Consider the following 12,988-nt stretch of genomic DNA (forward strand, 5'->3'; position numbering starts at 1 on the left):
CTGGCGGCCAGCTTCCCTTTTTTTGTCAATCCACTCTTTCTTTCGCAAAAACAATCCCGAGCTCGTGGTGCTCGCCTTGATACATGGCTCGCTGTACGAAACGTATTTCTCCCCGATCATCTAAAACATCTAGTCGACATGAAGCATTGCTCGTATGCAACGCTTCATAAAATTCTTGTTCCGTCATCACTAATTTCCCATTCACCTTTACAATTTTTTCACCTGCTAGTAACCCAAGGTTTTCTGCGGGTGTTTTTGGTATAATGCCTAAAATAAGCATACCTGAGGAACTTGGTGCAAAATAGGGTGCTTTTTGTTGATCTCGTAAACGATGTCGATAGGAGATCCACTCTCGTCCAACAATCGCTACCATAACTGCAACTAAAGACATAAAGGAATAATAGTAACTAGCTACTGCACATCCAATGACAACGAAGCTTAAAATTAATACCATGTTTCCCAATTGTTTGGCCGTGACGACAGGAGAGAATCCCTTTGCAACATGCTCAAATCCTACCAAGAAGGGAATTAAAATAATCCCGTACGTATCACCATCAATGGAGAAGATGGGCCACCACGGTGCAAAAGATTCTATTAAGCCACCTGGTATAAGAGCAAAAAACGGAATGAGGGCCGCTTTTTTTAATCGGTGCTGCCCCACCCATTTTCCACGACTTCCCTTTATAATCTCCGGAAAGGATTCCCGCTGATCTGTGCGTAATAATAACATAGCCTCAACCGCAAGCAGAAACCCTATGATAATTGTAAAGCTTGTAAGCTCCACATTTTGTAACGCTTCTAGCATATATAAGTTCGTTTCTAATCCATACACATATTGGATGGCCAATAGTATCAAGTAACTAAATCCTAACGTGTATGCAGCTGATAGAAAGGAAAAACGTAGAAATAACGATAATAGAATGGTAATGACTGAAACAAGAAGTAGCACGTAATAATTGAATACGATTCCTAAACCAATTGAAAGCAAGGAAAGGATCAGTCCACCAACTAGCGATACACTAGTTGTCCGTTTTACTTCATAGAAGATATCAAAAATTTTAGTTCCAAAAAACCGCCGTTCTTTTCTTATTCGCTGTCTGGAAGCGAATAGGACACAAATAAAGAACCAGTACACCACTGGATTCAAAAAAAATCTGCCTAGTCCTCTTAAAAATTCCCATAACCAATCTACTATCATGCCATTAACCCCTTCCAACCGATACAAATACACTTTAAAATATTTCGCTATTCGACAATTAGATTCCTTCTTATATGTTACGATTTCTATCTTAATATGAAATGAAAATTTCTGGAGCCAACTGTGACGAACAAAAAACCTGAGGAATTTCTCCCTCAGGTCCTAGGATCTATTCAAATAATGCTTGTAAAGCTCTCTGTTTCTGTAAGTCGTTCTCTTCTTCTCGTATCTTTTCAACAATACTGGTTTGCAACACATCTGCTGTTTGCTGGTCGATTTCTCCTGTAACTTCCAAGTCTTTAGAGGCTTGGAAAGCTTCAACTGCTTCTACAGTATCTTCACTAAAAAATCCATCTTCACGACCCGGATCAAACCCTAAGCCTTTTAGCATGATTTGAGCATTTTCTATCTTTTGGTCGGTATGATTAAATGTCAATGGTTCCTCAATCTGTATTGGATTTGTATAGAAATATTCTGGTTGCTTTACTTCTAACGTCGGTTTTACCCCTTTTTTATGAATCCAATTCCCTTCTGGAGTTAGCCATTTGAACATCGTTAATTTGATGGTGCTTCCATCCCCCATTGGGACTGCCTGTTGGACCGTACCTTTACCAAAGGTTTTCGTTCCTACAATGTCATAACCTCCAGCTTCTTTCATTGCACCAGCTAAAATTTCGGATGCCGAAGCACTACCTTCATCCACTAACACAGAAATCGGATACTCCTTTTTATCTTCTAACTCAGAGAAGTATCTCGATTTTTTTCCATCACGGTCCTCAATTTGGACATATGGTTGATCTTTTGTGATAAAGTTCTTTAAGATATCCTCTACTGCTGTTAGTAAGCCACCTGGATTTCCACGCACATCAATTACTAGCCCTTCTATCCCCTGGCTCTCCAATTCTTCAAGAGCGGAATTGAAGCTTTTAGCAGTATTCTCAGAGAAGGATGTAATCTCAATGATTCCTGCCTTCTTCCCATTTACGGTTTTCGTATCCGAATAAACCGTCTCTAGCGGAATATCATCTCTTGTCAATTCAATTGTTAGATGATCCGTTACACCTGGACGTTTTACTTCAAGCGTTACCTTAGAACCTTGTTCTCCTCGAATCTTCGATACCGCTTCGTATAAATCTAAACCTTCTAGACTTTCTCCATCTACCGTTATAATTTGATCATTTGGTTTTAGTCCCGCTTTTTCTGCCGGAGAGTCTTTAATTGGAGCAATGATGGTCACATTCCCATCTACCATACTAACCTCTGCACCTATTCCTTCAAATGATGACTCAATTTGGTGATTAAAGTCTTCTACGGTTTCCTTATCCATAAACACACTATATGGATCTTCTAATGTATCCAGCATTCCTTGGATAGCACCTTCAATTAACTGCTTGTCTTCTACTTTTTCTAAGTAGCTTTCTTTTATAAGAGAAAATGCTTGTGCTACCTTCGACATGTTTCCCATGCCTTCCATGTTACTAAAAAATTCTTGCTGTTCTTCTGGACTTAAGTCAACAAAGCGTTCCTCTGATGACGTGGAGGAATTCGATTCATCTCCGTTATTAGATGTCGCTAGTTGTACACCGAAGTAAGATCCAGCAGCACCAAGCAGCAAAGCTGCTAATAATAGTAACACGATGTACTGCTTTTTAATATGCATGGTTTCACCTCAAACTATAGGATTTCATCTAGCTATTTCATGTTGTATGTATGGCACAAAAAGGCACCACACCATGTGCGATGCCTTTACTACTGTTTATTTTATGCCTAACTTGTCTAATTCATGTCAGAAGTTTATTTTAAGAATGACATTGGGTTAATTCCAGCATGATAGTCCCATCCACCATTATGAACTTCAAAGTGCAAGTGACTGCCATAAGATTCACCGGTATTTCCCATTGCGCCAATTGGTTGTAACGTACCAACAGATTGACCATAAGATACAGAAAGACTAGACATATGCGCATACACGGTAGTTTTATCATACTGCGGATGATAAATATATACAACATTTCCGTAACTATCAGACCAATTTGCTCTTGTTACAATTCCAGAGGCTGCAGCTTTAATTGGAGTACCTGTACTATTGGCAATATCAATCCCTAAGTGGTATCCAGAACCTCTTGGACCAAATCCCGATGATAATCGTCCTGTTGCTGGCCATTCAAAAATGCCACTACCACCGGCAGACAACCCTCCACCTGAACCGCCAGATCCTCCACCTGTGCTACCATTTTGCTGTGCTTGCTCTTTCGCTAACTTCTCCAAACGGGCTGCTTCCGCCTGCGCTTGTTTCTTCGCTTTTTCAATAATAGCTGCTTGTGCTGCTAACGTTTCCTGCTGTTCTTCTAATGACATTTTATAATGCTCTAGCTGATGCTCTTCCTCTTCTAATTGAACCATTAGCTTTTCTTTTTGTGCCATTTGCTGGTCCAGTGTAGCTTTTAAGTTTTCTAGCTCTTGTTTCTGACTTACAAGTGCTTTTTTCTCTTCTTCTAAAGATTTCTGCTTTGTTTCTAATTCCTTCTTGTCTGCTGCATGTGATTCTATAATTCCTTTATCCTGATTCATAATCGTTGTAACAGCCGATGCACGATTTATGAAATCCCCAAAACTTTGCGCACCAAACAACACTTCAATGTAAGAAATGTTTCCACCGCTCTGTTGTAAAGTACGCAGACGATCCTTTAAAAGCGCTTCACGCTTTTTAATTCGCTCTTTCAAATCCTCGATGTCTTTATTCAATTGCGTAATTTGATTGTTTGTATCTGTAATTTCTTTCTCTTTTGCTAAAATGTTTCTTTGTGTTTGGTCTAACTCGGTATTTATTGCATCAATTTGATCCGTTACTTGCGTTTGCTGTTGTTGGTTCTCTTCAATTTTTTCTTCTGTTTCATTGGTCTTATTTTCTAAGCTACCTTGCTTATTTTCAATCTCCTCTTGCTGATCTTTTAAGTCACTAATTTCATCCTTCACATCACTTAAACCCTCAGCAAAAACGGATGAGTAGCTAGATAGGATTGTGAGTAATACTATTGAGAGGATAATCGTTGAACGAACACTTTTTCTCATCTGCGCGCTTTACTCCCTTCCACAAAACATATTCATAGATAGATTGTTAGAGTTTAAACTTTTAAGAATTTACGAACACTCATGACACTTCCCCAAACTCCAATTCCTGCTCCAATCACAAGAATAATCAGAGATAACTGCCATGCAAATGGGTTAAATGGTAATAGCTCCACAAAATCAAAGCTAATTAAGCTACTAACATTTGCTTCTAAGTAGTAATAGCCACCTAGAATAAGTGCTATAGGGATAATACTTCCTAAAACACCTAACAATAATCCTTCTATAAAAAATGGCCAGCGGATGAAAGCGTTGGTTGCACCAACAAGCTTCATAATTCCAATCTCTTTACTTCTAGCCATAATTGTAATCTTAATTGTGTTAGAAATAAGAAATATGGCCGTAAATACTAAACCAATGATTAACGCTAATCCGACATTTCGTGCATAATCATTAAAAGTAAATAGTTTCTCTACAACGGTCTTTCCATAATTCACTTCCTGCACATTATCAAAAGCTTTTATTTCATCTGCTACACGAGATGTATCAGATGGATCTGTTGTTTTTACTATATACGCGTGATTAAGTGGGTTATCCTGTTCGAATAACTCCCACGCTTTTCCTTGTTCCCCCATGCTATCGATTAAAGAGTTTAACTCTTCTTCTTTAGAGGAAAATTCAACAGTAGAGACTTCTGGAATTTTTTTAATTTTTTCACCAATCGAATCAATTTGACTTTGATTTGCTGTTAAATCGATTAACACCTTAATCTCGACATCTTCTTCGATGTTACCCGCGATTTGGTTTAGATTAAGCATAAGCATTAAAAAGGCGCCAACTAGAATCAACGTTGTCGTAACAGCAGCAATAGATGCAAATGTCATCCAACCGTTACGCAAGATGTTTTTGGCCCCTTCTCTTAGATGCCTTTTCACTGTATTAAAGGTCATAGCCATATTCACCCCGACTTTCGTCACGTACGATCCGTCCGCCTTCAATAGCAATGACACGTTTTTTGATCGTATTTACGATATCCTTGCTGTGTGTGGCCATGATAATGGTTGTACCACTTGCATTAATTTCTTCAAGAATATTCATGATTTCCCAAGATGTCTCTGGATCTAAGTTACCAGTTGGCTCGTCCGCAATTAACAAGCTTGGCTTGTTTACAATCGCACGAGCAATCGATACACGTTGTTGCTCTCCTCCAGACAGTTCATCTGGTATAAAACGAGCTTTATTCTTAAGTCCTACTAAATCTAGAACCTCCATTACACGTCTGCGAATCGCTTTAGGATTTTCTTCAATTACTTCAAGGGCAAAAGCAACATTCTCATAAACAGAAAGTCTAGGGAGTAATTTAAAGTCTTGGAAGACTACTCCTATATTTCTTCGTAGGTAAGGAACGTCCTTCCATTTCATATTGTGTAGCGTTTGCTTATGAATTCGAATATACCCCTTAGAAGGCTTTACTTCTCGATAAATCATTTTTATAAAGGTGGATTTGCCAGCCCCACTTGGGCCTACTACATATACAAACTCACCCTCATCAATCTGAACGTCTATACCGCTTAAGGCTTGTACACCGTTTGGGTAGGTCTTTTGTACTCCCTGCATATCAATCATATAATAATCACCTTTACCTCATTTATGTTATCTTCCAAGTTGCACCAACTTCTAAGCTTGTAATCTAGTAAAAATCATGTCGAACCGTAAGTCCCTACTATTATAACATCTATAACATACTTTTTTAGACAAAAAATATTACATTTATGTTTCAAAGGACCTATAAATTTGGGGTATTGTACACTATTTTGATAGATTAAGAAAATAATACTCTGTCATTCGACAATTATCGACGCACACAAAGAATATTATAACGAACAGGAAATAAACCATACAAGGGACAAAAGGTGGAAAAAACAAACACGAGGATTGACTAAAATGCTAGAGCTTTCGGTAAATAGGTGTCGATTTACCCGCTTCAAGGTCGTGTATTGTAATTTACTACATAGTTCCCAATCCTCGATAATTCTTTTGTCGGTTCCTTATACAATTAAGGCAATAGCACTAAAAAACACCTGACTTTAGAAAAAGAAAATCAGGTGTTTTTCTATTAGTTTGTTTTAAATCCTTCTCCTAATACTTCTGTTGCATTCATTACGACCACGAAGGCATCACTATCGATTGCCCGTACGAGCTTCGTAACTTTTGAAAACTCTCCACGTGCAACTACACACATCATAACTTGTCTCTCTTCATTCGTATATCCACCAGTTCCCTGTAAAACTGTGACACCGCGATCCACATCCTGCAGTAACGCTTTGCGAACTTCCTGCACTTCCTTGGTGATAATCAAGACATTTTTGGATGTATTCATTCCAACCTGAACAAAATCAATGGTCTTACTCGTAACAAACAGACCAATCAGTGCGTACAAACCTTGTTCAATCGAGAAAACAAAAGCTGCCGTCGTTACAATCATTCCATCAAATATGGCAACACAGATTGAAAGAGGTAGGGGAATAAATTTGTGGAAGATTTGAGCGGCTAAATCAATCCCTCCAGTAGAAGCTCGGCCACGAAACACAATGCCAAGACCTAGTCCTACCCCCATTCCACCAAAAATGGCTCCAAGTAAGGGCTCCGATGCTACGGAAGGAAAGTCCTTCGTTAGAAAAACAAAAAATGGCAATATAACCGTTCCAACCAATGTTTTAGCACCAAAGCTCATCCCTAAAAGAAATATCCCTGCAATAAACAGCGGAATATTTAACGCCCATTGTACAACAGAGGGCTCCCAACCGAAAACTGCTTTCGTAATCGTACTTATTCCTGCCACTCCGCCAGAAGCAACCTCATGCGGTAGTAAAAAAACATTAAAGGCAACCGCTACAAAAAAAGAACCTAGTATAACTAAACTATATTCTATAGCATGAACCAACATCGGCGGCATTGGTTCTCTTCGATATTTCGCAATCACGTTCCTACACCCCATTTTGTCGAACTTGTCCTAAACCGTAAGGAGTATAACATGATAAACGAACGAAAGTAAACATGTTCAATTACAGTATTGTTGCAGTGTAGTAAAGGGATGGAACAAAAAAAGAACTAGTTTTGCTAACTAGCTCTTCAACTTATGATTTTCCATGATCTGATTCAGCATATTCATAATATCTTTTTGCATATCTTCTCTAGCCAAAGCCATTTCTAACGTGGTTTGAATAAATCCTAGTTTATCTCCTACGTCATACCTTTTCCCTTCAAATTCATATCCGTAAATAGGCTGAATTTTGGATAGTTTTTCGAGCGCATCGGTTAATTGAATCTCTCCCCCTGTGCCTATCTCCTGTTGCTCTAAGATTGGCAATATCTCTGGTGTCAAGATATACCTCCCCATAATCGCAAGCCGTGAAGGCGCAGTGCCCTCTAAAGGTTTCTCAACCAAGTGTTTTATTTTGTACGTTCTATTGGTTTGAGACTCAGGAGCAATGATGCCATACCGCTTCGTTTCCTCATCAGAGACTTCTTTAATACCTATAATACTGGATTCATTGGTTTCATACTCATCTATTAGCTGTTTTAGACAAGGTGTCTCAGCTTGAACAATATCATCCCCAAGTAAAACTGCAAATGGTTCATCACCGATAAATTTGCGAGCACACCATATTGCATGTCCCAGCCCTTTCGGTTCCTTTTGTCGAATATAGTGAATATCTACTTTTGCAGTTTGTGTAATTTGTTCTAACAGATCGAGTTTCCCTTTTTTATATAAATTATCCTCTAACTCAAAAGCGTGATCGAAATGATCTTCAATCGCACGTTTCCCTTTACCCGTTACAATAATAAGATCTTCAATTCCAGACTCTATGGCTTCTTCTACGATGTATTGGATGGTCGGTTTATCAATAACAGGTAACATCTCTTTCGGCATCGCTTTCGTCGCCGGCAAAAATCTAGTTCCTAACCCAGCTGCTGGAATAATCGCTTTACGGATTTTCATCTATTCCCCACCTTCCCAATTCTATTTTTTTATATGTATGTGACTCGTTCTTCTTATATGTAAAAGAGGCTGAGACAAAAGTATAGTAAGCAATGCAAAAACGAACAATTATCATTAGTGGCTATACCCCGCTCCGGAAATATTCTACGCTTTCCGCGGGCGGCTGGTGAGCCTCCTCGTGCTGACGCACGGTGGGGTCTCACCTCTGCCTTTCCTCCCGCTGGAGTCTACGTATATTTCCGGAGCTAGTATAGGCTGTTGTTCGGCTTTTCAGCTTATCCTTTAAGTTATGTCCCAGACCCCTTGTTAATTCATAGTGGAGCGCAGATACGCATCGATAAACGGGTCAATATCGCCATCCATTACTGCTTGTGTATTACCAATTTCATGATTCGTTCGATGATCCTTTACCATGGAATATGGATGGAATACATAAGATCGGATTTGACTTCCCCAGCCGATTTCTTTTTGCTCCCCGCGAATTTCATTGAGTTCTTGCTGCTGCTTTTCAATTTCTAATTGATAAAGCTTTGCTTTCAGCATTTTCATTGCTTGTTCTCTGTTTTTAATTTGCGAACGTTCTGACTGACACGTTACTACTGTATTCGTCGGAAGGTGTGTAATCCGCACTGCAGAGTCGGTTGTATTTACGTGCTGTCCACCAGCTCCACTAGAGCGATAGGTATCAATTTTTAAGTCTTCTGTTTTTACGTCAATATCGATGTCGTCATCCAGCTCTGGCATTACTTCACAGGATACAAAGGATGTGTGTCGACGTCCAGATGAATCAAACGGAGAGATTCTTACAAGACGATGTACACCTTTTTCTGCTTTCAAATAACCATACGCATTATGCCCTTTAATAAGAAGTGTAACACTCTTCACTCCAGCTTCTTCTCCCGGAAGGTAATCTAATGTTTCTACTTTAAACTGCTTAGATTCTGCCCATCTTGTGTACATGCGAAGAAGCATACTCGCCCAGTCTTGTGACTCTGTTCCACCAGCACCAGGATGCAGTTCTAAAATTGCATTATTCTTATCATAGGGTTCACTTAATAAAATCATTAATTCAAAGTCATTTAAGGCCTTCGTTAAGGTTTGAACTTCTTCTTCTAGCTCGAGACGAAGATCTTCATCTGCTTCTTCTTTTACAAGCTCATACGAAACATCTAAATTTTCATGCGTTTCTACGTGCTCGTCAAAGCTATTTACTAGTTCTTTTAAACCATTCACTTCATTAATAACTTTTTGTGCTGCTTGCTGGTCATCCCAAAAGCTTGGGTCTGCCATTGCCTCTTCTAGTTCTGCAATACGGGTTCTCTTTTGTTCTAAGTCAAAGAGACCCCCTAAAGTCCGCTAATCGCTTAGCCATTTTGTCTAATTCTTGCTTTATTTCTACTAATTCCATTATTTCACCTCATAAAGTAATGACATCTGTTTAATTCTGCAAGGAAAGAGACTGGGACAAAAGTATAGGAAGCAATGAAAAACGAACAATTATAATTTGCGCCTATACCCCGATCCGGAAATATACTACGCTTTCCGCGGGCGGCTGGTGAGCCTCCTCGTGCTGACGCACGGTGGGGTCTCACCGATGCCTTTTTTCCCGCTGGAGTCTACGTATATTTCCGGAGCTAGTATAGGCTGTTGTTCGGCTTTTCGGCTTATCCTTTTCGTTATGTCCCAGCCTCCGTTACATACTTCTTATGCTTTTCCGTGACATTGTTTGTACTTTTTGCCGCTACCACACGGGCATGGATCATTACGTCCTACATCTTCTGTTTTTACGAAAGGACGCTTTACTTTTTTCTTTTCTTGGTCCCCTGAAACAGCTTGTGTATCCTTCACTACTTGTTCGCGTTGAAGGTTCTCACGAATTTGTGCTTTCATCACGTAACGAGAAACCTCTTCTTCAATGGAAGCGATCATTTCTTCAAACATGGTGTAGCCTTCCAATTGATATTCACGCAATGGATCGTTTTGTCCGTATGCTCTTAAATGAATCCCTTGACGAAGCTGATCCATTTGGTCGATATGATCCATCCATTTCGTGTCCACAGTACGAAGAAGAATTACTTTTTCAAACTCACGCATTTGTTCTTCGGTCAATTCTTCTTCTTTTTGATCGTATTTCTCAGTTACTTTATTGTAAATAAGCTCTATCATTTCTTCCGGATCTTTTCCTTGTAAGTCCTCCACTTTAATATCTCCAGCATCTAACAAATTCGCTTGAAGATATTCGACAATGCTCACAATATCCCAATCGTCGTCATCGTCATCTTGTGTATGAAGAGATACTACACGCTCAATTGTAGTTTTAAGCATTTGCTCAATAATTTCCCGAAGATTATCGGAATCAATAACGTCAAAGCGTTGCTTGTAGATGATTTCACGTTGTTGGCGTAATACATCATCATACGAAAGAATCGTTTTACGTGCATCAAAGTTATTTCCTTCCACACGTTTTTGTGCTGATTCTACCGCACGGGATACCATCTTACTTTCAATGGGTTGACTATCATCCATCCCAAGACGATCCATCATGTTTTTCATGTTATCTGATCCAAAACGGCGCATTAACTCGTCTTCCATGGACAGGTAGAATTGGGTTTCCCCTGGATCTCCTTGACGACCAGAACGACCACGGAGCTGGTTGTCAATACGACGAGATTCATGGCGTTCTGTTCCGATAACAGCTAGACCACCAAGCTCCTTTACACCTTCACCTAGTTTAATATCGGTACCACGACCAGCCATATTCGTTGCAATGGTTACCGCACCTGGTTGCCCAGCATTCTCAATGATTTCCGCTTCACGGTAGTGGTTTTTCGCATTCAAAACATTGTGCTTAATCCCTGCTTTTTTCAAATACTTCGCAATTAACTCAGACGTCTCAACCGCCACTGTACCAACGAGGACAGGTTGTCCTTTTTGATTACGCTCTTTAATATCTTCGACAACAGCACGGAACTTTCCATCCATCGATTTAAAAATCAAATCTGGACGGTCATTCCGAATAATCGGCTTGTTCGTAGGGATGACGACAACATCCATGTTATAGATGTTTCTGAATTCCTCCTCCTCCGTCTTGGCCGTACCGGTCATCCCGGCAAGCTTTTCATACATACGGAAGAAGTTTTGGAATGTTATAGACGCTAACGTCATGCTTTCATTTTGAATCTGCAAGCCTTCCTTCGCTTCAATTGCTTGGTGAAGTCCATCACTGTAGCGACGACCTTTCATCAAACGTCCGGTAAACTGATCGACAATGACAACTTCTCCGTCTTCGACTACGTAATCCGTATCACGATGCATAGCAACGTGCGCTTTTAACCCTTGATTAATATGGTGGGTTAACGTAACATGCTTCAAGTCGAATAAGTTTTCAATACCAAAAGCACGCTCCGCTTTATTAATGCCTTCTTCCGTAAGCTGAACGCCTTTTGTTTTTTCATCATATGTGTAGTCTTCTTCATTTTTTAACGTACGTACAAAAGCATTTGCTTGTTGATACAAAGCTGCAGACTTTTGTGCCGTACCAGAAATAATTAATGGTGTTCTCGCTTCATCGATTAAGATGGAGTCCACCTCATCAATAATTGCGAAGTGCAATGGGCGCTGAACCATTTGTTCTTTGTAAAGCACCATATTGTCACGCAAATAGTCAAAGCCATATTCATTATTTGTACCATACGTAATATCAGCTGCGTAGGACTCGCGTTTTTGCTCTTTATTCATGCCGTTACTATTGAATCCTACTGTTAAGCCTAAGAATTCATACAGCTGTCCCATTTCTCTTGCATCACGTTCTGCCAAATATTCGTTTACTGTAACGATGTGTACTCCTTTGCCAGTTAATGCATTTAAATAGGCTGGCATAGTAGAAGCAAGGGTTTTCCCCTCCCCTGTCTTCATTTCTGAAATATTTCCTTCATGTAGAGCAATCGCCCCAAGAATCTGTACTTGATAAGGACGCATATTCAAGACACGCTTAGAACCTTCACGAACGACAGCATAAGCCTCTACTAACAGGTCATCCAAGCTTTCCCCATTTTGGTACCTTTGCTTAAACTCTTCTGTTTTGGCTCGCAACTCATCATCCGTTAGCTTTTCAAACTGTGGTTCTAGTGCTTCTATTTCATCTACTTGCTTCTGCATGTTATGGAGCTGACGTTGGTTGCCATCCCCAAACACTTTTTTTAGTAGTCCACGCATATGAACGCTCCTCTATTATAAATAAATATATATATAAATTATTTAATGAAATCACATTTAATCATAACACTAGGTACATTTAATGACAAGAAACACAGGAGCAGCCTAGTGTTAAGAAAATCTAACAAAATGGTGCAAAATAAAAGAAAACATACCATCTCTCTCCTGAATCTTTGTTACCTATATATAAAATGACAAATTTAGCATAATTGGGGCTATCACTATTTAAAAGAGTAGAATAGCAGGACAAAAAGCGCTATGGTATAACTGAATTACCTCATAAGGAAAGGGGGATGCTCCATGAGAAGTTGCGAGTATTGTTCTTCTACCTCCCACCGACTAACCCAACATGAACATGCCATCACCCAGCTACTACAAAAGATGGCCAAATTAAATCAAAGGCTATCCGAACTAGAACACCTCCAGCAACCAGCTCGCAGAACCGATTATTCCAAATCCCCTGTAATCCGCTAACCGCTTGTTGCCTCGCTTTATTCCACTAC

General features: G+C 39.6%; 10 protein-coding genes. 1 reads left to right on the top strand and 9 read right to left on the bottom strand.

What is annotated here, in order from left to right; translation table 11 throughout:
- Nucleotides 1-25: 25 nt before the first annotated feature.
- The 9 genes from FN924_RS14340 to secA form a co-directional block, all read right to left on the bottom strand.
- Nucleotides 26-1,198: a PDZ domain-containing protein gene (locus FN924_RS14340; protein WP_158634019.1), complete on the bottom strand. Its 1,173-nt coding sequence runs from the start codon at nucleotides 1,196-1,198 to the stop codon at nucleotides 26-28.
- 169 nt (nucleotides 1,199-1,367) lie between these two features.
- Entirely contained in the window at nucleotides 1,368-2,858 is a 1,491-nt protein-coding gene (locus tag FN924_RS14345) for a S41 family peptidase (protein WP_143895617.1), read from the bottom strand.
- 134 nt (nucleotides 2,859-2,992) lie between these two features.
- Nucleotides 2,993-4,270, bottom strand: coding sequence for a murein hydrolase activator EnvC family protein (locus FN924_RS14350; protein WP_143895619.1), 1,278 nt, complete (start codon nucleotides 4,268-4,270; stop codon nucleotides 2,993-2,995).
- Between the two features lie 53 nt (nucleotides 4,271-4,323).
- Nucleotides 4,324-5,217, bottom strand: a complete 894-nt coding sequence (gene ftsX / locus FN924_RS14355; protein WP_143895621.1) for a permease-like cell division protein FtsX — start codon at nucleotides 5,215-5,217, stop codon at nucleotides 4,324-4,326.
- The gene (ftsE, locus tag FN924_RS14360) at nucleotides 5,207-5,893 is read right to left on the bottom strand and encodes a cell division ATP-binding protein FtsE (protein ID WP_143895623.1); all 687 of its coding nucleotides are present in this window, start codon (nucleotides 5,891-5,893) and stop codon (nucleotides 5,207-5,209) included. Before ftsE ends, ftsX begins: the two co-directional genes overlap by 11 nt.
- A gap of 490 nt (nucleotides 5,894-6,383) precedes the next feature.
- Nucleotides 6,384-7,223 (bottom strand): YitT family protein, encoded by an 840-nt coding sequence (locus FN924_RS14365; RefSeq protein ID WP_143897232.1) that lies wholly within the window; start codon nucleotides 7,221-7,223, stop codon nucleotides 6,384-6,386.
- Nucleotides 7,224-7,391: 168 nt separating this feature from the next.
- On the bottom strand, nucleotides 7,392-8,270 hold the full coding sequence (gene galU / locus FN924_RS14370) for a UTP--glucose-1-phosphate uridylyltransferase GalU (RefSeq protein ID WP_143895625.1): 879 nt from the start codon (nucleotides 8,268-8,270) through the stop codon (nucleotides 7,392-7,394).
- Between the two features lie 306 nt (nucleotides 8,271-8,576).
- Nucleotides 8,577-9,678, bottom strand: a protein-coding gene (prfB, locus tag FN924_RS14375; RefSeq protein WP_143895627.1) for a peptide chain release factor 2 whose coding sequence is annotated in 2 segments (ribosomal slippage) — nucleotides 8,577-9,605 and nucleotides 9,607-9,678 — 1,101 coding nt in all. Because the reading frame shifts where the segments join, the coding sequence is not laid out codon by codon here.
- A 296-nt stretch (nucleotides 9,679-9,974) separates the two neighbouring features.
- Nucleotides 9,975-12,485 carry a preprotein translocase subunit SecA gene (gene secA / locus FN924_RS14380; RefSeq protein WP_143895629.1) on the bottom strand — a complete coding sequence of 837 codons (2,511 nt, stop codon included), beginning with the start codon at nucleotides 12,483-12,485 and terminating at the stop codon, nucleotides 9,975-9,977.
- 300 nt (nucleotides 12,486-12,785) lie between these two features.
- Between secA and FN924_RS18945 the strand changes: the two genes are divergently transcribed.
- Complete coding sequence (locus FN924_RS18945) at nucleotides 12,786-12,959, top strand: hypothetical protein (protein WP_158634020.1); 174 nt, start codon at nucleotides 12,786-12,788, stop codon at nucleotides 12,957-12,959.
- Nucleotides 12,960-12,988: the final 29 nt, after the last annotated feature.

It is taken from the genome of Radiobacillus deserti, from assembly GCF_007301515.1.
GTDB classification, from domain to species: domain Bacteria; phylum Bacillota; class Bacilli; order Bacillales; family Amphibacillaceae; genus Radiobacillus; species Radiobacillus deserti.